Genomic DNA, 21,163 nt, shown 5'->3' with positions numbered 1-21,163 from the left:
GCGCAGGGCCAGGGTACCGGACGCCCGCTCACGCATCCCGCGGCTGGCCGTGCCGACGCGCACTTGCTGTCCTTCATGCAGCTTGCGGGCACGGCGCAGGCGCTGGCGCGTGTGGGCCACCATCTGCAAGGCGACCACCCCGCCGCCCAGGATGCCGAACATCAGGGGCAGCAGGTCGAACAGCCGGTCCAGGATCATCGCGGTTGCGCCCCTTCCTCGGCCAGCGCGGCCATTTCGGCATTCTCCAGCGCCGTCAATTCATCCGCCTCGCTCTGCGGTTCGCTGATTTCGGCGATGAAGAAGCCGGTGGCCGGGGGAAAGGACTTCTCCGCCAGAAGTTTGGCGTCACCGATCGTGGGGGCCCAGATCACCACCTGCTGTGTGCGTGCCCAGGCCCGGGACAGGAACGGATGTTCCTTCTGTTCCATCTGTGCCCGCTGGACATGCCGGTTCACCACATGGGCGATGAATTTGCGGGCCGGACGCTCCGCCCGCAGAAACCCGTCCTCTTCCCCCAGGACACGCATCAATTGCGAGCGCGCGATTTTCATGTCCATGATCTTCTTGTTGACCATGTAATGGCGGCGCCGGGCCGATTTCACCTGGGCGTCAAGCTTGACCAGAAGGGGCAGCATCTTGTCTTTGCGCTGTTCCAGGCGCTGCGCCAGGATCATCAGCTTTTGCAGACGGTTGTCCAGGCCGACACCTTCCTGGCGCTTGCGCACGGCGTTTTCCGCCGCGGCCGCGATGCCCATCCCCAGCAAATAGGCGAGACCCGAGATCACGAAGAAAGCGATCGCGGCTTCGGTAAGTTTTTCGATCATCTGTGACGGCACCGACCCCCGTGACGGCCAAAGCCGGTCGAAAACTATACGCCGAAGCCGTGCCAGGGCGGAAGGAATTGTTGGATGGCCGGCATCGCCGGCTTGACCGACCAAAAAGAAAACCCGCCAGCCCGGGGCGGGGCGGCGGGTTCAAGGCGGGGTCGTCGGCGGGATGGGAAAAGGGATGGAACCCATCCGACCACTGAACGGGGAACGGTCAGTGATCAGACCCTACGCCCGTCTTCCCCTCGCCGCTGTGACCATGGTCACGCCGTGCGCAGATCGATCAGTTCGCCATGCAGGGCGCAGGCGGGTACCGCGAACTCCACGATCGACCGGGCAATGTCGGCCGGGGTCGGCAGGCTGGCGGGATCTTCGCCGGGGAAGGCCTTAGCACGCAGCGATGTCGCCACGGGGCCGGGATCGACCAGATTGATGCGCAGGTTGGTGTTCAGCGTTTCCGCCGCCCAGGTGCGGGCCATCATGTCCAGCGCCGCCTTGGATGCCGCATAGGCCGACCAGTAGGCCGTGGGCTCGCGCCCGACGCGGTCGGTCAGGAACAGGGCGCGGCCGGCATCCGACAGGCGCAGCAGCGGGTCAGTGGTCCGGATCAGCCGCATGGCGGCCGCGATCGATACGCCCATCACGCGGTCCCAGTCCTTGGGATCGGAATGGGCGATGGGACCCAGCGTGCCCAACTGGCCGGCGGCATGGACCAGGATGTCCAGACGGCCGAACCGTTCATAGAGAGCCGGCCCCAGACTATCCAGCTTCGCACTATCCATCAGGTCCTGGGGGATGATGGTGGCGGCCCCGCCCAATGCCTTCACGCGGTCGTCCAGTTCCTCCAGCGCACCCAGCGTGCGGGCCAGCAGCACGACATGCGCGCCTTCACGCGCCAGTTGCTCGGCCACGGCAGCACCGATCCCGCGCGACGCGCCGGTAACAAGGGCGACACGGCCGGACAGGCGCGGGGAGGAAAGGGAAGGGGAACCGGTCATGGCGGGTCTCTGTGATCTGGAACGCGCGGTTGCTTAGCGCATTCGGGCGTCGGGGGAAAGTGGCAGCGGCCGTAGGTCGCGGCAGGCAGAGGCGCATTATATCATGCGCGTCAGTCGCCGGATGCCCCCTCGTCGGCTGCGAGTCATGTCATTGTGGAGCCGAAATGAAAATGGGGAGGTGCCTAAACACCTCCCCATTTCATCACGGGTACGCAACAAACCTTACGGCTTGCGGCTCCACCAGCCGCGCTTGGGCTTTTCCGTCGGCGGGTTCACCTCGGTTGCGGCGGTGGCCGGGGTCGGTACGGCTTCAGCGGCAGGCTGGGCCGTCGTTTCCACCACCGGCGCTTCCGCCACCGGGGCCGGGGTTTCAGCCACGGCCTCTGTCACGGTCTCGGTGGGGGCGACCTCGGCTTCCGCGACCTTCTTGCGGCTGCGGGTGGCGCGCTTCTTCGGGGCCGGGGCTTCCTCCGCCGGCGCGGCGGGGGCTTCCTCGATCTCGATCACGACGGGTGCCGGTTCGACGGGGGCGGCTGCTTCGGCCGGTGCGGCTTCGGCTTCCGCGACCTTCTTGCGGCTGCGGGTTGCACGCTTCTTCGGGGCCGGGGCTTCCTCCGCCGGCGCGGCGGGGGCTTCCTCGATCTCGATCACGACGGGTGCCGGTTCGACGGGGGCGGCAGCTTCGGCCGGTGCGGCTTCGGCTTCCGCGACCTTCTTGCGGCTGCGGGTCGCGCGCTTCTTCGGGGCCGGGGCTTCCTCCGCCGGTGCGGCGGGGGCTTCCTCGGTCACGACGGGTGCCGGCTCGGCTGCGGCTTCCACCACAGGCTCAGGCACGGTTTCGGCGACGGCGTCGGCCGCGACGGTGGCTTGGGTGTCTTCGCCCTCACCCTCATCGTCGCCTTCATCCTCACCCTCGTCACCGGCCTCATCCGTGCCAGCGCCCTCTTCACCACGGCGAAGCCGCCGACGACCGCCCCGCTTGCCGCGACGGCGCTTGCGGGCGCGGGCGGACTCGTCATCCTCGCCACCGACAGCAGCAGCGGCGGGAGCTTCGGGTGCGGCGGCCTCGGCCACCTCTTCGGTGGTGCCTTCGACGGGGGCGTCGGCTTCCTCGCCTTCACCCTCATCCTCGGCCTCGGCCTCGCCAGCCTCGGTCGTGGTGCCATTCTCGCCGCGTTCCCCGCGACGGCGGCGACGGCGGCGACGACGGCCACGGTCGCCATCCCGGTCGCCACGGGCTTCGAAGCGCGCAGCGGGCTTGGCTTCCTCTTCCTCCTCCGCGACCTCAATCTCCACCACCGGCGGCTCGGCCTCGGCTTCCTCGATTTCGATGGCGCGCTCGGTTTGTGCCATCACCCGCTCGGCATTGACCGGTGCCGCTGCCACCACCTCGTCGGCGGCGGTGCGGGCGCGGATGCGCTCGATATGGTGGCTGGGGCCGATCATCTTGTCATCGGCCTGCAGGTAGACCCGCAGCCCATGGCGCCGTTCGATATCCGCCAGCGCCTCGCGCTTGTGATTCAGGATATAGAGCGTGACATGGCTGGCGCAGGTGACCGTGATCTCGGCCGACCGCTTGCGGATGCCTTCTTCCTCGACGGCGCGCAGAACCGCGAGAGCGGCGCTCTCCAGGCTGCGGACCATGCCGGTGCCCTGGCAATGCGGGCAGCGTTCGAAGTTGATTTCCTGCAGCGACGGGCGCAGCCGCTGACGCGACAATTCCAGCAGGCCGAAGGCGGAAATGCGGCCCAACTGGATGCGCGCACGGTCCGCCTTCATGGCGTCCTTCAGACGCTTTTCAACGGCCGCATTGTTGCGCGGGTCTTCCATGTCGATGAAGTCGACAACGACCAGACCGGCCAGATCGCGCAGGCGCAATTGGCGGGCCACTTCCTCGGCCGCCTCCAGATTGGTGCGCAGCGCCGTCTCTTCGATGTTGCGTTCCTTGGTGGAACGGCCCGAATTGACGTCGATGGCGACCAGCGCTTCCGTCTGGTTGATGACGATATAGCCGCCCGACCGCAACTGCACGATGGGGTTAAACATCGTCTCGATGGCGCCTTCCACCTGGAACCGGTGGTACAGCGGGATCGACGGGTCGTTATAAAGCTGGATCTTCTTGGCGTGGCTGGGCATCAGCATCCGCATGAAGTCCTTGGCCACGCGGTACCCGGCCTCACCCTCGACATGCACTTCGTCGATGTCGCTGGAATAAAGGTCGCGGATGGTGCGCTTGATGAGGTTCGCTTCCTCATAGATCAGCGCCGGGGCGACGGATTGCAGCGTCGTCTCGCGGATGCTGTCCCACAGACGCATCAGATATTCAAGGTCGCGGCGGATTTCCGGCTTCGACCGTTCGATGCCGGCCGTGCGCAGGATGACCGACATGCCGGGCGGAATGTCGAAATCCTCCAGCATCTCCTTCAGGCGCTTGCGATCGGCCGGGTTGGTGATCTTGCGGCTGATACCGCCGCCGCGCGGCGTGTTGGGCATCAGCACGGCATAGCGGCCGGGCAACGACAGATAGGTCGTCAGCGCCGCACCCTTGTTGCCACGCTCTTCCTTGGTCACCTGAACCAGCAAAATCTGGCGGCGCTTGATGACTTCCTGGATCTTGTAGGATTTCAGGGGACGGCGGCGCTGCTGCTGCGGCTGGTAGGGCCGTTCCTCAACCTCTTCCTCGACGCTGTCCTCACTGCCTTCGACCTGCGCGGGCTGGGGACGATAACGGCGCGGCCGCTCACGGCCCGACGAATGAACGAAGGGGGAGCCGGCTTCGCCGACATCGGCCGTTTCGCCATCGGCGTCGCCGCCGGCATGCAGATCCTCGGCCGGCACGCCGTCGGCGTCCCCGGTCTCCACAATGTCGGTAGCTGCATCGGCCGTCGCCGGCTCGCCGGCATCCTCGGCCTCGATGGGGGCGGGGGCGGCGCCGCCGATCTCTTCGGGCGGCGGTGCGGGCGGGGCATCCTCGACATGGCCGTTATCGTCCAGGTCCTCGCCCTGTTCGGCGCGGGCCTCGCGCTCCTCCGCCAGCTCCTGCTGCTCACGCAGCAGCGCCTCGCGGTCGGCGACCGGAATGCGGTAATAATCGGGGTGGATTTCGGAAAAGGCGAGGAAGCCGTGGCGGTTGCCGCCATACTCCACAAACGCCGCCTGGAGCGAGGGCTCGACCCGGATCACGCGGGCCAGAAAGATGTTGCCCTTGAGCTGCTTCCTGGAGGCGATCTCGAAATCAAGCTCTTCCAGGCGGTTACCATTGACCACAACGACCCGGGTTTCCTCCGGATGCGTGGCATCGACAAGCATACGCTTGGCCATATATGTCTTCCCCGTGGTCAGAACGACCGCCCTTCCGCGCGACGGGACGGAGAGCGGGCCCTGCCACCATTGCGGTGAGGGACTTGTCGTCACCGGCGGGGAGGGTCATCGAACAGCGCCTGCCGCCAAGGCCCCGATGGGGATAAGGCGGAAGCAGCCAGGATGGACCATCGCCGGTGCCGGGCCTGCATCGGATGAACCGAACAGGCCAGCCCCAAGGTTTCCACTACACCGCGCCCCGTTGGGGTCGAACCCGTGGGGCGTCACATCCAGGGGGCATGACCAAGCCGGCAATATGGCCGGCGGCGGGTCCCCAAGGGCGACGCCGATGCCCGTTTCAGGGCCCTGGCGAAGCGCGGTCTGTCGCGATTGTCACCATAAACATTCCGCACCCCATTCCACAACGATAGAATCGCGACCGAAGCGATTGTTCTGGCCGATTCCCGCCCGGCCGGGGTTGGGGTTCGGCCACAATTCAGGTCATGGATGATGATGGCCGTTGAAGTCACTGATTTTCCCGGCATATAGTATTTTCGTCCGTTTCTTGTTCATCGATTCGCCCGAAGGGGGAAGGGCAAACGTGCCGCAGAAGGAGGCAATCCGGGGCCGGGTCACTGGGTTGGCGTCAAGGGCCTGTGCGCTTTTGGCGGCGGCGTGGCTGTGCCTTGCCATGGCTTCTGCGGCGATGGCGCAGACCCCGGTGCAGACCGCCTCCGTCGCGTCGGCCCGTGTCATGCCGGAACCTGCCCGTATCGGTGCGGCCCGCCTGGGTGACCATGGTGACAAGACCCGCTTTGTCCTGGAACTGAGCCGTGATGCCCCGTTCAGCATCCTGCCCGACGCCAATGGCGTTGTGGTGGAGATGGAGGCGGCATTGGATGCCGCCCTGCCGGCGGCCAAGGGGCTGGTGCGCGCCGTCGCCGTCCGGCCGGGGATGAAGGCGGGGCATCTGCGTCTGGTGCTGTCCACCACCGGCCCGGTCCGTGTGCTTCTGGCGGAGGTGATCCCGCCGCGTGACGGCATGCCGCCGCGCTTCGTCATGGATCTGGCCGCTGGCCGGGCGGGGCGGGGCGCCGTGTTGACGCCGGCCAGCGTCAGCACCATGAACCCGCCCGTGCCGGCGGAAAAGCCCAAGCCGACCCTGCCCATGATCGTCATCGACCCCGGCCATGGGGGGCAGGATCCCGGTGCCATCGCGGTGGGGGGCGGCTATGAAAAGGACATCACCCTGGCCATGGCGAAGGAACTGCGCCGGCAATTGCTGGCCACCGGCCGCTATCGTGTTGCCCTGACCCGCGACAGTGACACCTACATCCCCCTGCGCGACCGTCCCGGCATCGCGCGGGCCAAGGGGGCGGACCTGTTCATCTCCCTGCATGCCGACAGCATTACGTCCAAGCAGGTGCGGGGCCTGTCCGTCTATACCCTGTCGGACAAGGCGTCGGACCGAGAAGCGGAAATGCTGGCCCAGCGGGAGAATCAGTCCGACGCCATCGTCGGCCTGGACCTGTCGGTGCAGTCGGCCGATATCGCCAGCATCCTGATCGGCATGTCGCAACGCGACGCCCTGAACCGGTCGCGGCGCTTCGCCTCGCTGCTGCTGAAGAACCTGGACCCCAAGATCGCGGTGCTGCCCGGCCCGATGCGCTCTGCCGGCTTTGCCGTGCTGACCGCCCCCGACGTGCCGGCGGTCCTGGTGGAGATGGGGTATCTGTCGCACAGTCAGGATGCCAAGCTGCTGGGCAGCGACGCGCATCGCAAACGCATGGCCGGGTCACTGCTGCGTGCCGTGGATGGCTACTTTACCGGCAACGCGGTGCCGCCGCGGTCATGACCGCGACATAATCAGCGCCATCTTGTACTAATATCAGCGGCCGGCGGCACGGGCCGCCGCCGGGCCAGTCGGCACGGATATCATCGGTCAGACATTTTGACCGATGATATAATGGCTTAACGGCGCCCGCCCCGTCGCGGGTGTCGGCATGGTTCTATGCGGTCCCGTCCGGGGCCATCAGGGGTTGGAATTATGAATCGCGTCGTGAAGGGCTTAGCTATCGCCGGTGTCTCGCTCGGTGTGCTGGGCATGGCCGCCGCCGGGGGTGCCTGGGTCTATTTCAGCAAGGACCTGCCCGACCATACGACGCTGGCCAATTACAATCCCTCCGTCGCCACCCGTGTGCATGCCGGCGACGGCCGTCTGGTGGCGGAATTCGCCAGCGAACGGCGTGTCTTCGTGCCCTTCGCCGCCATTCCGAAGCGCGTCACCAACGCCTTCATCTCCGCCGAGGACCAGAATTTCTACACCCACCACGGGGTGGACTGGTTCGCGGTGCTGCGCGCGCAGCTTCAGAATGTGAAGAATATCGGCCAGGGCCGCCGCCCCATCGGCGCCAGCACTATCACCCAGCAGGTGACGCGCATCTTCCTCTTGTCGAACGAGGTCTCCTACGTCCGCAAGATCAAGGAGGCCATCCTGTCCGGCCGCATCGAGGATGCGATGGGCAAGGACAAGATCATCGAAATCTATATGAACGAGATTTTCTTAGGGAATCGGGCCTATGGCGTGGGGGCCGCGGCGCTCAACTATTTCAACAAGTCGCTGGATGAACTGACGGTGGCCGAGGCCGCGTTCCTGGCCAGCCTGCCCAAGGCGCCGGACCGGTATTACCGCGAACGCCATCGCGACGCCGCCATTGCGCGCCGCAACTATGTCATCGGCCGCATGCAGGAGGATGGCTATATCAGCCGGGAGGAGGCGGAGGCCGCACGGGCCGAGCCGTTGAATTTTGCCGACCGCTCCAGCGACAGCAATGTCCGCGCCGAATATTTCGTCGAGGAGGTGCGGCGCGAGCTGGCCAAGCTTTACGGCGAGCAGACGCTCTATGCCGGAGGCCTGTCGGTGCGCACCACGCTGGACCCCGATATCCAGGCGGCCGCGTCAACGGCCCTGCGCAATGGTTTGCTGGCCTATGATCGCCGCGATGGCTGGCGTGGCGCCATCACCCGCTTCGACAGCCTGGAGGGCTGGCAGGAGCAGTTGGAGGATGTGCGCACCCCGCCCGGTGGGGAGGAATGGGATCTGGCCGTCGTGCTGTCGACCGGGGCCGACGCGGTGGAGGTCGGGCTGGCCGACGGGTCGACGGGGCAGATCCCCCTGTCGGAACTGAAATGGGCGCGCAAGGTCAAGGACGGCAAATTTGTCGGCCCCAGCATCCAGAAGGCGTCCGACGCGCTGGCGCCGGGTGAGGTCGTGCTGGTGGAACCGCTGGACGACAAGGCGCGCACGCTGGCGCTGCGCCAGATCCCCGAGGTGCAGGGCGCGCTGGTCGCCATGGACCCGCATACGGGCCGCGTTCTGGCCATGTCGGGCGGGTTCAGTGCCCGGATCAGCGTGTTCAACCGCGCCACCCAGGCCTATCGCCAGCCGGGTTCGGCCTTCAAGCCGTTTGTCTATCTGGCGGCCCTGGACCAGGGTTTTACCCCCAGCACGCTGGTCCTGGATGCGCCGTTCGCGCTGGACCAGGGGGCGGGCCTGGGCAAGTGGAAGCCGTCCAACTATACCGAAAAATATTACGGCCCCACGCCCCTGCGCGTCGGTATCGAGAAGTCGCGCAACGTCATGACGGTGCGCCTGGCCCAGTATATCGGCATGGAACCCATCGTCGACGTGGCCCGCCGCTTCGGCATCAAGAATGACCTGCAGCCGACCCTGTCCATGGCGCTGGGGGCCGGTGAAACCACGGTCCTGCGCCTCACGGCCGCCTATTCCATGCTGGTCAATGGCGGGCGCAAGATCGAACCCAGCTTCATCGACCGGGTGCAGGACAAGGCCGGCAAGACTGTCTATCGCCACGACATGCGGGATTGTGCGGGGTGCCAGACGGCGTTGCCGGCCCCGCTTCCGACCGGTGCGGTGCCCGTGCCGGCTCCGGCCCCGACGCCGGACGAGCCGGTCCTTGCGGCCGATCCCGCCAATCTGCCCCTGATCCCCGACACGCGCGAACAGATCGCCGATCCGCGCACGGTCTACCAGATCGTGTCCATGCTGGAAGGCGTGGTGCAGCGGGGGACGGGGGCCAAGCTGCGGGAGATCGGCAAGCCGCTGGCCGGCAAGACGGGCACCACCAATGACGCCATGGACGCCTGGTTCGTGGGCTTCTCCCCCGATCTGGCCGTTGGGGTGTTCGTGGGCTATGACCAGCCGCGTTCCATGGGTGATCACGAAAGCGGATCGACCATTGCCGTGCCGATCGTGAAGGATTTCATGTCGGCCGCGTTGAAGGATGCGCCGGCCACGCCGTTCCGCGTGCCGCCGGGCCTGCAACTGGTCCGCGTCGATCCGGAAACGGGGCGGCCGGCCAGCCCCGGTCAGCGCAACGCCATCTGGGAAGGTTTCATCCCCGGCACCGAGCCAAAGGGGCAACAGGGCGTGTTGGATGGCGGGGATACGGGGGCGGGGTTTGTCCAGGGTCAGCCGGGCGGGACGGCGAACCAGGGACAGCCGCAGCCCACGGTCGGCACGGGCACGGGTGGTGTCTACTGACGCTGTCCGAATGCCGCATCAGCATTCGGATTTAATCCTGTCTTCCGGTGTCAAGAGATAGGGGGATCTATCTCTTGGCTTAAACCAATCATTAACCCTGTTTATCTTTATTTTGCCTGTTGGACACTGACGGGTGCCTTTGTATAGTGCCGGCCCTTTTACCGTCCCGCTATCCATGCCTGCCGATCCCAACACGCCGCTTTCCTTCAACCGTCTGCATCTTGTCCGCACTGCGGGCGGGGCCGAGGCTTTGCGCCGGGGCCTGACGGCCCTGTCGGATGCCGATGTCATGCATCTGGCCCGGTCGCTGGAATTCCAGGGCGTGCTGGAAGGGGAGATGCCGGACCTTCTGTCGGCACTGCGCCCACGGCTTCGGACCCTGCGGCCGGAACGGGTGGGGTCGGTGGAGCGCATGTGCTGGCGCCCGCTGGAACGGTTCCTGACCGATCAGACGGAGGTGGTGCCGGGGGCACCCTGGATCGTGCCGCGCCGTCTGCTGCGTTCCTTATGGGAACTGGTGGAGGCGGCCAATGCCGATCTGGTGGATCAGTTGCGTCGTCACCATCTGACTGCCTGTTTCGACGGGGACCAGATGGCGCTGGATCAGGTTGCGCATCAGGTGATGGACCTGGCGGCCTTCATTCTGAACAATGCCGTCAATATCCCGACCCGGCTGAAACTGTCGGCGGCGGAAACGGCGGTGGTGCGGTTCATGGCGCGGGTGCTGAAATGGCACCGGCTGGTCATGCCCAATGTACGGTATTTCCAGCAGGCGCAGGCCCGGCAGTCCGATCAGGTACACGCGTTGCGGCTGTACAGCAACTGGTACAGCGTCTTCGAATTGCTGGATACGCAGTTCGATCTCTACGTCCTGTACCTGTTCGAGATGACGCTCAACCCCTTGGATGTCATCGATGCCTTTCCCTTCTATTTCGACACGATGACGGAGCCGTCGGGTCTGGCGCTGCAATGGCTGCACAAGCGGTTGGACAGTATCGCGGCGGATGTCGCCACCTTGCTGGCGCGACCCCCGCGTATCCAGCCGGCGGAGGTGTTGCTGGACCTGACCGACCGCGTGTTCCTGCTGAACCGTCTGGTCACGCGTCTGCGCCGCATTCGGCTGTTCGGCCCAGAAGGGGCGGGGGCGGATGGGTTGACGGCGCTGCTGCGCGGGCGTCTGGGTTTCGACAGTGTCGAACGTCTGGGCGAGGCGCTGATGGACTGGCTCCACGACGTGTTGATGGGGCCGGCGGACAGGCGCATGCGGGCGACTATGGTGCTGGGGCCGCTGGCCGGCATCTATCCGGCACTGCTGCTGCTGATCGACAACGGCGAACGCGGCAACCGCGCACACAAGCTGCGCATGCGCCTAGGCGACAAGGCGGTGGATGATATCGACCGTTATCTGCGCAGCCATGAGATGGCCCCGCAGGCCCGCCACGCCACCGCCGCCAACATCGCCCCCATCATCGAGATGTGCCGCGCCTTCGGCAAGGCGGAGGCGGTGGCGGACCTGGAGCGGCGGTTGCGGCGGTAGGGCCGGTGACAGTCCGACTCGCTAGAGGAGAAGGCTTAGAAAGGCAGCTGTTTCGGCGTCAAGCGAAGCCATACCCTCGATTTCAGCATCTTTCAAATACCAGCGGGTGCCGGTAGAGGATTGCAATGCTTCCGCATGAATGCTGCCAGCGCTCCAAATCACCAATTCGGCCATCAAACCCTTCCCATCCATAGTAATTGTGATGGACGTGTTGTCGCAATCAGAGTTTTTCCTCACTTCACAGACAAATCCTGTACTCTTCAGCAATTTTTCCTTGCCAAGGCACCATGCCATCACTTCGGGCAATGACAGATGGTTGGTCTCTAAAACGCCTGTCCTCATCCTCACACCCGATACGCCAGCCGCACGGCACCCCAATGTTTGCCCGCCACGATGATGGGGGCGGAGCAGTCCTTCATCAGGGTGAAGGTGCCGTTGCCCATGTCGCGGCGATAGGCCTGCAGCAGGAAAGGCGCTGTGTTACGCCCGGCGGCGATGCCCACGCGGTCATCGAAGATGCGGCGGTTGCGGCAATTGGCGGTGTTCCAGGCCACGTCGCCCGGCCGCGGCGCTTGGCTGAACTTGCGGTTATGGGTGGGCAGGTAGCCATTGCGGTCCACGGCGGCGCAGAACACCACCTTGTCCGACAGGGACAGCGCCGGTTCCTGGATATCGGGCAGCAACCGGTCGGTCAGGTCGGTGAAGCGGGTGCGATGCTGTACCGGGTCGGTGCCGGGGATGGGCTGGTACTTGTCGTCGAACAGGTCGCTGACGCTCAGCGTTCCCTCGGCCACGGCGCGTTCGAAGGCGGCGGCGATGCGGGACGCGATCTCCCGCACGGTGCGGATATAGGGCGTATCGACCGTTTCGACGTCCAGTTCAGCCGAATGCCCGATCAGCCGTTCCGAGGTGGTCAACAGCTTGTTCAGCCGGTCGCCGGCCACGGTCAGGCTGCTGGCGCTGTCCTTCACGTCGCCAGCCAGACCGTCGATACGGCCTTCCACAGTGGCGATGCTGCCGGCGATGGCGCGGGCCGCGCGGTCGATCTGGTCCTGCTGGCCGTCCACCTCCGCCATAGCCTTGTCCAGCGTGTTCATCACATCGCCGATGCGGGTCGTGTCGTTACGCACGGCAGTGGCCTTGGCGGCACCGGCGGCCCCCCTGGCGGACAGGGACTTCACCTGTTCACCCAGGTCGCGCATGGTGGCGTCGATCTCCTGCGTCGCCTCCGCCGTCTTGTTGGCCAGGGCCTTCACCTCCGTCGCGACCACGGCAAAGCCGCGCCCGGCCTCCCCCGCCCGCGCCGCCTCGATGGTGGCGTTCAGGGCCAGCAGGTTGGTCTGCTTGGCGATGGTGTTGATCTCCGCCGCGACGCGGCCCACACGGTTCAGCGCGTCGGTCAGGCCGGAAAGCTGTCTTTCGATGCCGTTCACATCCTCCGCCAGGGCGCGGATGTCGGCCAGGGCATGGTCCACCTGTGACCGGCTTTCGGCCACTTCGCGCCGGGCACGGATGGTGACCTCGCGGGCGGCGGATGCGGCGCTCGTGACACGGGTATTGCCGTCCGCCATCTCGTGCGCCTGACGGCGCAACTCCTCAAAAATGGCGGCCTGTCGGGCGATGCGGGTGGACACATCCCCCACATGGCCGGTGACGTCGGCGATGGCGACGCCCAGTGTCCCGACCTCCTGTGCCAGTTCGGCAATGGCGTTGCGGGTGCGCTGCGTGGATGTGGCGGTCTCCCGCCAGGAAGCGGCGTGATCCATGTTTCCTCCCAACTTCTGCGCCATTGTCGTTCCCCTTTTTGGTGGAACCCGGCCTTCTGGTTCAATGGAGGATCATCTCACCCTTTCCTGTCCGAAGGTATATGGTCTTTGGTCGATTATTTCCGGATCATGACGGTAATTTTTCCGTTTTTTTCAGTCCATGGTGCTGGATATGTCCAGCCATGTGCATGACCGGCATCTGTCCCCAAGGGCGCGCGATGGACATGGGCGCCCAGGATTGCCATAAATCCGCCGACAAGAACCCGTGACCCTGGACGGGGTTGCCCAATAACGGATGGTCATTCCAATGGCTGATACGCAGTTCGACCTCGTCGTCATCGGTGCCGGTCCCGGTGGCTATGTTGCCGCCATTCGCGCTTCCCAGTTGGGCATGCGCGTGGCCGTCGTGGAAAAGCGCAAGACGCTGGGCGGCACCTGCCTGAATGTCGGCTGCATCCCGTCCAAGGCGTTGCTGGTCGCCTCTGAAAAGTACAGCGAGGCCAAGCATCATCTGGGTGCCTTCGGCGTGAAGGTCAGCGGCGTGGAGCTGGATCTGCCCGGCCTGATGAAGCACAAGGACGAAGTGGTGAAGTCCAACGTCACGGGCGTGGATTTCCTGTTCAAGAAGAACAAGATCACCCGCTTCACGGGCCTGGGTTCCATCAAGGCCGCCGGTGTCGTCACCGTTACCAAGGATGATGGCAGCACGGAAGATGTGGCGACCAAGAACATCCTGATCGCCACCGGTTCCGACGTTGCGCCGTTGCCCGGCGTCACCATCGACGAGAAGACCATCGTGTCGTCCGACGGCGCCATCGCGCTGGACAAGGTGCCCGGTCGTCTGGTCGTCATCGGCGGCGGCGTCATCGGCCTGGAACTGGGCTCGGTGTGGCAGCGCCTGGGCGCACAGGTGACCGTGGTCGAATTCTTCGACCGTATCCTGCCCACCATGGATGGCGAAGTGTCCAAGCAGATGCAGCGCATCCTGGGCAAGCAGGGCATGTCCTTCAAGACCTCCACCAAGGTCACCTCCGCCGTGACCGAGGGTGGCACGGTGAAGCTGTCGATCGAGGCGGCGGCCGGCGGCAATGCCGAAACGCTGGAAGCCGATATCGTCCTGGTCGCCATCGGCCGCCGTCCCTTCACGGGCGGCCTGGGCCTGGAAGCCGTGGGCGTGGCGCTGGATGAACGCCGCCGCGTGAAGATCGATCATCATTTCCAGACCAATGTGCCCGGCATCTATGCCATCGGCGACGTGGTGGCCGGCGCCATGCTGGCGCACAAGGCCGAGGAAGAGGGCGTGGTCTTCGCCGAAATCCTGGCCGGTCAGACGGGTCATGTGAACTATGACGCTATTCCCGGCGTCGTCTACACCTGGCCGGAAGTGGCGTCGGTCGGCAAGACGGAAGAGCAGTTGAAGGCCGAGGGTGTCGCCTACAAGGCCGGCAAGTTCCCCTTCACCGCCAATGGCCGCGCCCGGTCCATGAACGCCACCGATGGCTTCGTGAAGATCCTGGCCGATGCCAAGACGGACCGCATCCTGGGCGCCCACATCATCGGCGCGTCGGCCGGTGAGATGATCGAGGAACTGGGTCTGGCCATCGAGTTTGGTGCGTCGGCCGAGGATGTGGCCCGCACCAGCCACGCCCACCCGACCCTGACCGAGGCCATCAAGGAAGCGGCACTGGCCGTGGATGGCCGCGCCATCCATATGTGATCCGCGTGCCGTAAGGTGTGTTGAGAAGGGCCGAGGCAGGGATGCTCCGGCCTTTTTTGCGAATATACGGTGCCGTTGAACAACGCATCCCGGTCGAGATGGCTGATCTGATCCCTTCAGATGCCTAGTAATGTGCGCACTGATTGATGTGTCTTTATATCGATATAATTATCGTAGCTGTTTGTATTGTTCTGGAAGCAGTCATACCGATGGGCTGATATACTACCAAATCCTTTCCCGCTATGGGGATCGGTCAGAATAATATGTCCATATCCGTCTAGCGTGGCGTTCAATCGCCGTTGCATGCCGTTAAACGTCACTTGCATCTCCGGTATGTGATTGTTCTGCAGAAATTTTAAAAATTCGGCCTCATGTCTTCCCGTGTATGGGTTCCCTGGCATTTCGCTTTGCTCCTGAACTCGACATGGCATTGTGTGAGGTGTGATTTAGCTTCGCGTCATTATGGCTTATATATAATAAAAGGTGCAATATCACAATTATACCCGTGCGATACGGGTCCATTATGCGCCGAGGTCTGCTTCGTCCTGCTCCTCCGCCTTCTTCAGATAATCCAGCGCGCCCTGCAGGATGTAGGCGGCGGCCATCTTGTCCACCACCTCGTCCCGGCGTTTGCGGGTCATGTCCCATTCGATCATCATGCGGTCGACCGCGCTGGTGGACAGGCGTTCATCCCAGAAGGCGATCTCCGGCTCAATCTTGCTAAGAAGCTCCGGCCGGATCAGCAGATTGCGGGCGAATTCGCGCACCGACTCACAGCGGGGCCCTTCCGTTCCATCCATGTTGACGGGCAGGCCAATGACCAGGCCGCGTACGTCGCGGTCCTTCATGGCGCGGGCCAGTTCCTGTGCATCCTGCGTGAATTTTGTGCGCCGGATGGTGCCGATGGGCGAGGCCACGGAAAAACCGGGGTCGCAGACCGCCATGCCGATGGTTTTTTCGCCGATATCGAGCCCGATAAGGCGTGCATGGCGCGGCATGACCGCTTTCAGTTCCACAAGGTTGCGGATGGACATGATGGGATGCTAGCTTCCTGACCGCTTTCGCGCCCGCGTCTTCCATTTCGGCGGACGGCTGGGGCGAGTGCCCGCAGCAATGATGAGATTTAGCACCATGTCGCAGGACAAGGCCACCCTGGACGCCAAGACCGTGGCGAAGATCGCCCGGCTTGCCCGCATCAAGGTTCCCGCGGAGGAGCAGGAGCACCTGGCGGGTGAGTTGAACAAGCTGCTCGACTGGGTCGAGCAATTGGGCGAGGTCGATACCGACGGGGTGGAGCCGATGACCTCCGTCGCGGCCCAGACTCTGCGCCGCCGCCCCGACATGGTGACGGATGGGGGCTATCCCGACAAGGTCGTGTCCAACGCCACCGACGCCGCCGAACATTTCTTCTCCGTGCCCAAGGTCGTCGAATAATGACCAACCTGACCCATCTTTCCATGTCGGATGCCCTGGCCGGGCTGAAGAACAAGGATTTCACGGCGCTGGAACTGACCAACGCCTATATCGCCGCCGTAGGGGCCGCACGTCCGCTGAACGCCTTCATCACGGAGACGCCGGACGTGGCCCTGGAACAGGCCAAGGCGTCGGATGCGCGCTATGCCGCTGGGACGAACCTTCCGCTGGACGGCATGCCGCTCGGCATCAAGGACCTGTTCTGCACCAAGGGCGTGCTGACGACCGCGGCCAGCCATATCCTGGACGGGTTCAAGCCGGAATATGAAAGCACGATCACGGAAAACCTGTTCCGTGACGGTGCGGTCATGCTGGGCAAGCTGAACCTGGACGAATTCGCCATGGGGTCGGCCAACATCACGTCCTATTACGGTCCGGTGCTGAACCCCTGGACCGCCAAGGATCCGGCCGCCGCCGAGCGCAAGCTGGTTCCCGGTGGTTCGTCCGGTGGTTCCGCCGCGTCGGTCTCCGGCCGTTTCGCCATTGCCGCCACCGGCACCGATACGGGTGGTTCGATCCGTCAGCCGGCCAGCTTCACCGGCATTGTGGGTCTCAAGCCCACCTATGGCCGCTGCTCCCGCTGGGGCACCATCGCCTTTGCCAGTTCGCTGGACCAGGCGGGCCCGATGACCCGGACGGTGCGCGATGCCGCCCTGATGCTGCAGAGCATGGCCGGTTTCGACCCGAAGGACAGCACGTCCGTCGACATGAAGGTGCCGGACCTGCTGGCCTCGCTGACCGGCGATATCCGTGGCCTGCGCGTCGGCATTCCCAAGGAATACCGTGTCGATGGCATGCCGGCGGAGATAGAGCGCGTGTGGCAGCAGGGGATCGACTGGCTGAAGGCGGCCGGCGCCACGCCGGTGGAGGTCAGCCTGCCGCACACCAAGTACGCGCTGGCCACCTATTACGTGGTCGCCCCGGCCGAATGCTCCTCCAACCTGGCACGTTATGATGGCGTGCGCTTCGGCCTGCGGGTCGAGGGCAAGGATCTGACGGAGATGTATGAGAATACGCGTGGTGAGGGCTTCGGCAAGGAAGTGCGCCGCCGTATCCTGATCGGCACCTATGTGCTGTCGGCCGGCTATTACGACGCCTACTATCTGAAGGCCCAGAAGGTGCGCGCCCGCATCGCCGAGGATTTTGCCAAGGCGTTCGAGAGCTGCGACATCCTGCTGACGCCCACGGCGCCCAGCACGGCCTTCGCCATCGGTGAAAAGCAGGACGATCCGATTTCCATGTACCTGAACGACGTGTTCACGGTGCCTGCCTCGCTGGCCGGCCTGCCGGGCATGTCGGTGCCGGCGGGGCTTGCGTCGGACGGGTTGCCGCTGGGCCTGCAGCTTATCGGGCGTCCGTTCGATGAGGAGACGCTGCTGCGCGTGGCGGAAGTGATCGAAAAGGCCGCCGGCCCGCAGCCGCTGCCGCCCTTCTGCCGCTGAACCGGCTGCAATCCTGCAAAGGCACAAAGGCCCCGTCGCTTGTCAGCGGCGGGGCCTTTGCTTTCCCGGCTCCGGGGTGGGGCTGTTAACCCCAGTAGCCGGTATCGGAAGAAAGCAGGGACTGAAGGCTGGCCAGATCGATTGCCATCAGGCGCCCCGGCTGTTGCGACAGACTGAGATTGCCGACGACATTCAAGGTCGTGTCGACCACTCCATCACCATCGATGTCGATATCGATGCTGGTTCCGGTGAACTGGCCATCATCCTGGGGCAACTCGATGCCGGCGCCGCCCGTCAGGATGGAGACGCTCCAGTCGTTGGTGGCGAACACCAGACGATCCCCGTCCGACAGGGAAAAATCCTTGACCTGATCCAGCAGGTTTACGGCGCCGCCATTTTCCGACACGACCATCCATTGGCTGACCACGCTGTCGGTGATGACGAAACGATCGGCGCCGGCGCCGCCATAGGCGATGTCCTGGGTATCCAGGACCAGCACGTCGTCGCCTGCTCCGCCGACCAGCGTGTCGTGACCATCCCCGCCAATCAATGTGTCATTGCCGGCGCCACCGATCAGCAGGTCGTCGCCATCCCCGCCGATCAACAGATCGTGCCCGTCACCACCATGCAGCGTGTCGTTCCCGGCGCCCCCCACCAGCGTCAGGCCTGGCGGAGCCTGTATAAGGGGAGTATCCGGGATGGGGGCCGTTGATGCGGGCGGGGCATCATGGTCCGGCGTGATATCGGGGGCCGGCAGGGGCGCAACCATCGTCAGCGTGTCGGACGGTTCCTCCGACCGGGGCAGCAGGGCCAGGGCGATGCCATGCGGCCGGTCGCCATCGGGATCCGGGTGGCGAAGATGGGCATGCGTATCCGGGCCGCCGGCCGGGTCCGACGGCAGCGTAAGGGCCGCCGCCAGCATCATCAATGCCGGTTCCGGATCGGTCAGGCTGTCCGCTGCGGTCGCGGCTTCCGCCGGTTCGGTGGACAGGTAGAAATCGACCACCATGGCCAGGGCGGCCAGCACCACGACATTCTGTGCCTGGTCGAACAGATCATGACCGGCCGCGCGGTTCAGCAGCCGGCGCAGATTGTCACCTTCAACCAGAAGGTCGCGCGACATCTCATGCACGATAAATTTGCCGCCGATACGGGCCACATGGACCAGCACGTCACCGGTGGCGGCATGGTGGATGACAAACCAGGGATCGCCCTGATCGCTGATGCCCGCCGCTGTCTCGATCTCGACATTATCGGCCGACAATGCCTCGGTCAGCCGGAACAGTTCAGCCTTTTCCTGATTGGTCCATTGGCCTGTCTGGCGGATGGCCCGGATAAAATTCAACAATTCGCCCAACTGCGCCCTCCCCAAAAACGCATCGACCCGGTGGTTCAGGCGGGTATGGACGCGTCGCCGGGGAACAGCAGGCGATAGACATCCGGTTCATAGAAGCGCAGCAACTGCCGGGCGAAATCCTGCCTCGGCACGCCGACGCAATCGGCCCATTGCTCGAAATGCTCCGAGGGCACGCGGCCATGGCCGCCTTCCACCTGGCTGACAAATGTGTAGTAGCGGTACCCGACCTGTTCGGCCAGTTGCGCCTGGGTGATGCCCGCCGCCTCGCGCCGCGCGGACAGCCATTTGCCCGCCTGCCGGCGTAACTCCTTGGTCAGCTTGGCCTTTGGGTTGTCCGCGCCACGGGTTCTGCCCCGCTGCTCCGGTTCCGTGTTCATCACCACCTCCACACTTTACCGGCTGAAAGGCTGGCACAGGGGGGGTACATGCGCAAGAATGAATTTCATATGTCATAGTTTCAAAAACGCTTGACTGAAAATTCAAGTTTCAAGATTACTGTACATGCGACGGTGATGCAAAGGGGGTAATCCCAACATGCCGCCGGGTCGCACAACAAAGCTTCCTCATGGAGAACACGATGTATGTGATTGATGGCGGCACGCCGACCGTTGGCGATGTCCAGATCACCAGCTCGCCGTTTGTGCCGGCCGAGGGCGAAGTGACCATTCTGCCGTTTCCCATGCCGGGCGATGGCGAAATCACCATTCAGCCGATCTCGGCCGAGGAAGGTGAGTTCACCATTCTGCCGTTCCCGATGCCCGGTGATGACGGTGTGTTCACGATCCTGCCGTTTCCCATGCCGGGCGACGGCGAAATCACCATTCAGCCGATCTCGGCCGGGGAAGGTGAGTTCACCATTCTGCCGTTCCCGATGCCCGGTGATGATGGTGTGTTCACGATCCTGCCGATCTTCGACGAGAACTTCTTCGCGATCCGCCCGCTGAGCTTCGATTTCGATTTCAGCGCCCTGGCCATCGGCACCATCGCCCTGCCGGCCTTCGACTGGAACAACCTGCTGCCGACCGAGTTGGTCAGCGCGACGGGGTTCGGTTTCCAGTCCTTCGTCCTGAACGGGGATGGCGGCATGACGCTGACCCTGCTGGACGGGTCGTTTGTGACGCTGGCGCCGGCCGATCTGTCGGCCATCAGCTTCCCCGCCATCGAGGATGCGGGCCGTCTGGCTGTCGATCCGTCCACCCTGACCGGCGTCCTGCTGGACGGGTTCAACGCGGGCTGGATCTGATCAGAGGGGGGGATGGCCCGTTGGCCATATCACCCCTTCTGCCAAGTAACCGGCCGTCATGGCGTCTGACAGGCTGTTGACGGCCGGGCGGCGGACCGCAGGAAACGACCCATCGGTCAGGATGGGACGCGATGGCGGTCCGTCGCAACCGGTTGCGGGGCGCTCAGCCCCAGTAATCCGGATTGTTCGATGACAGGAAGCCGGCCAGTCCCAGAAGGTCGGTACCCGTATCGGCGGAGAGGTCGCCTGCCGTGCCGGCCGAAGAATCCTCCCCCTCCGGTGTCGTGGGCCGCAAGGTGACGACCGTGTCGATCACCCCGTCATTGTCGGTGTCCAGTTCAACCTCGGTGACGGGGGGCTGAATGAAACCGGGCCATACCCCTTTGCCGGGGGGCAACAGGCTGGTTCCCGCTTCGTTTGCGCCAGACATGATGCCGAAATCGTCATCACCGTCGCCTTTGCCGACGCCACCCTCGACAATGCGGTTTGGATCACCACCCTCGTCGGTTCCCCTGGTACTATCGACCGCTCCCGTGGATTTCTCCGTGTCACCGGCACCGGCAGGCGGCTGGACCGGCCGACCCGTATTCAGCAGTTCGACCGTCACCTGCCACCGTTTGAGCAGGAAGGACAGGTGGTCGCCCTCCGTGAAGCTGAAATCCTTCACATTGTCGGCAAAAACCACATGCTGTCCGGATTGGGTCAGGGAAACCCACTGGCTGACAAGGCTATCGGTGACGACAAAACGGTCTGCGCCGCTGCCGCCATGGGCAACATCATCAATACCGACCACCAGCGTGTCGTTGCCGGGGCCACCGTCCAGCGTATCCCGGCCGGCACCGCCCACAAGCGTATCGTCACCGGGGCCACCGAGCAGCAGATCATCACCCGCGCCCCCCAATAACAGATCGTTGCCGTCACCGCAGCGCAGCGTGTCAT

At 64.5% G+C, this 21,163-nt stretch carries 17 protein-coding genes; 7 read left to right on the top strand and 10 right to left on the bottom strand.

From position 1 onward, the window contains the following. The 4 genes from KBA48_RS25200 to KBA48_RS25185 all read right to left on the bottom strand — a co-directional run. Positions 1-198 (bottom strand): hypothetical protein (locus KBA48_RS25200; protein ID WP_292911467.1); only part of this gene is annotated, 198 nt, incomplete at its 3' end. Continuing rightward, on the bottom strand, positions 195-824 hold the full coding sequence (locus KBA48_RS25195; RefSeq protein ID WP_292911466.1) for a hypothetical protein: 630 nt from the start codon (positions 822-824) through the stop codon (positions 195-197). The genes KBA48_RS25195 and KBA48_RS25200, both read right to left, overlap by 4 nt. A gap of 266 nt (positions 825-1,090) precedes the next feature. Then, a complete protein-coding gene (locus KBA48_RS25190) occupies positions 1,091-1,825 on the bottom strand; it encodes an SDR family NAD(P)-dependent oxidoreductase (protein WP_292911465.1) in 735 nt (244 codons plus the stop codon). Between the two features lie 222 nt (positions 1,826-2,047). Continuing rightward, positions 2,048-5,146: a ribonuclease E/G gene (locus KBA48_RS25185; RefSeq protein WP_292911464.1), complete on the bottom strand. Its 3,099-nt coding sequence runs from the start codon at positions 5,144-5,146 to the stop codon at positions 2,048-2,050. A gap of 685 nt (positions 5,147-5,831) precedes the next feature. Here KBA48_RS25185 and KBA48_RS25180 point away from each other — a divergent pair. The 3 genes from KBA48_RS25180 (at position 5,832) to KBA48_RS25170 (ending at position 11,226) form a co-directional block, all read left to right on the top strand. Beyond that, positions 5,832-6,980 carry an N-acetylmuramoyl-L-alanine amidase gene (locus tag KBA48_RS25180; RefSeq protein ID WP_292911463.1) on the top strand — a complete coding sequence of 383 codons (1,149 nt, stop codon included), beginning with the start codon at positions 5,832-5,834 and terminating at the stop codon, positions 6,978-6,980. 192 nt (positions 6,981-7,172) lie between these two features. Then, positions 7,173-9,689 carry a penicillin-binding protein 1A gene (locus KBA48_RS25175; RefSeq protein WP_292911462.1) on the top strand — a complete coding sequence of 839 codons (2,517 nt, stop codon included), beginning with the start codon at positions 7,173-7,175 and terminating at the stop codon, positions 9,687-9,689. A 133-nt stretch (positions 9,690-9,822) separates the two neighbouring features. Beyond that, entirely contained in the window at positions 9,823-11,226 is a 1,404-nt protein-coding gene (locus KBA48_RS25170; protein ID WP_292911461.1) for a hypothetical protein, read from the top strand. 21 nt (positions 11,227-11,247) lie between these two features. On the opposite strand, the gene KBA48_RS25165 is transcribed toward KBA48_RS25170, so the two are convergent. Next, complete coding sequence (locus KBA48_RS25165; protein ID WP_292911460.1) at positions 11,248-11,568, bottom strand: hypothetical protein; 321 nt, start codon at positions 11,566-11,568, stop codon at positions 11,248-11,250. 2 nt (positions 11,569-11,570) lie between these two features. Then, positions 11,571-12,992, bottom strand: a complete 1,422-nt coding sequence (locus KBA48_RS25160; RefSeq protein WP_292911459.1) for a methyl-accepting chemotaxis protein — start codon at positions 12,990-12,992, stop codon at positions 11,571-11,573. Between the two features lie 307 nt (positions 12,993-13,299). On the opposite strand from KBA48_RS25160, the gene lpdA reads away from it, so the two are divergent. Further along, the gene (lpdA, locus tag KBA48_RS25155; RefSeq protein WP_292911458.1) at positions 13,300-14,709 is read left to right on the top strand and encodes a dihydrolipoyl dehydrogenase; all 1,410 of its coding nucleotides are present in this window, start codon (positions 13,300-13,302) and stop codon (positions 14,707-14,709) included. A gap of 521 nt (positions 14,710-15,230) precedes the next feature. Here lpdA and ruvX read toward each other — a convergent pair. Then, positions 15,231-15,743 carry a Holliday junction resolvase RuvX gene (gene ruvX, locus KBA48_RS25150; protein ID WP_292911457.1) on the bottom strand — a complete coding sequence of 171 codons (513 nt, stop codon included), beginning with the start codon at positions 15,741-15,743 and terminating at the stop codon, positions 15,231-15,233. Positions 15,744-15,840: 97 nt separating this feature from the next. Here ruvX and gatC point away from each other — a divergent pair, with 97 nt between their 5' ends. Next, positions 15,841-16,143 (top strand): Asp-tRNA(Asn)/Glu-tRNA(Gln) amidotransferase subunit GatC, encoded by a 303-nt coding sequence (gatC, locus tag KBA48_RS25145; protein ID WP_292911456.1) that lies wholly within the window; start codon positions 15,841-15,843, stop codon positions 16,141-16,143. Next, positions 16,143-17,624, top strand: coding sequence for an Asp-tRNA(Asn)/Glu-tRNA(Gln) amidotransferase subunit GatA (gene gatA / locus KBA48_RS25140; RefSeq protein ID WP_292911455.1), 1,482 nt, complete (start codon positions 16,143-16,145; stop codon positions 17,622-17,624). The genes gatC and gatA overlap by 1 nt, the downstream gene beginning before the upstream one ends. Positions 17,625-17,709: 85 nt before the next feature. Here the strand turns inward: gatA and KBA48_RS25135 are convergent, their stop codons facing one another. Beyond that, entirely contained in the window at positions 17,710-18,981 is a 1,272-nt protein-coding gene (locus tag KBA48_RS25135) for a hypothetical protein (protein ID WP_292911454.1), read from the bottom strand. A gap of 35 nt (positions 18,982-19,016) precedes the next feature. Continuing rightward, positions 19,017-19,358, bottom strand: coding sequence for an XRE family transcriptional regulator (locus KBA48_RS25130; RefSeq protein ID WP_292911453.1), 342 nt, complete (start codon positions 19,356-19,358; stop codon positions 19,017-19,019). A 200-nt stretch (positions 19,359-19,558) separates the two neighbouring features. On the opposite strand from KBA48_RS25130, the gene KBA48_RS25125 reads away from it, so the two are divergent. Further along, positions 19,559-20,224, top strand: a complete 666-nt coding sequence (locus KBA48_RS25125; RefSeq protein WP_292911452.1) for a hypothetical protein — start codon at positions 19,559-19,561, stop codon at positions 20,222-20,224. Positions 20,225-20,387: 163 nt separating this feature from the next. Here KBA48_RS25125 and KBA48_RS25120 read toward each other — a convergent pair. Next, positions 20,388-21,163 (bottom strand): calcium-binding protein (locus KBA48_RS25120; protein ID WP_367273875.1); only part of this gene is annotated, 776 nt, incomplete at its 5' end.

It is taken from the genome of Niveispirillum sp., from assembly GCF_017996735.1.
Lineage (GTDB): Bacteria > Pseudomonadota > Alphaproteobacteria > Azospirillales > Azospirillaceae > Niveispirillum.
The sequence above is the reverse complement of the archived record's forward strand: the minus strand, read 5'-3'. Positions and strand labels throughout refer to the sequence as shown.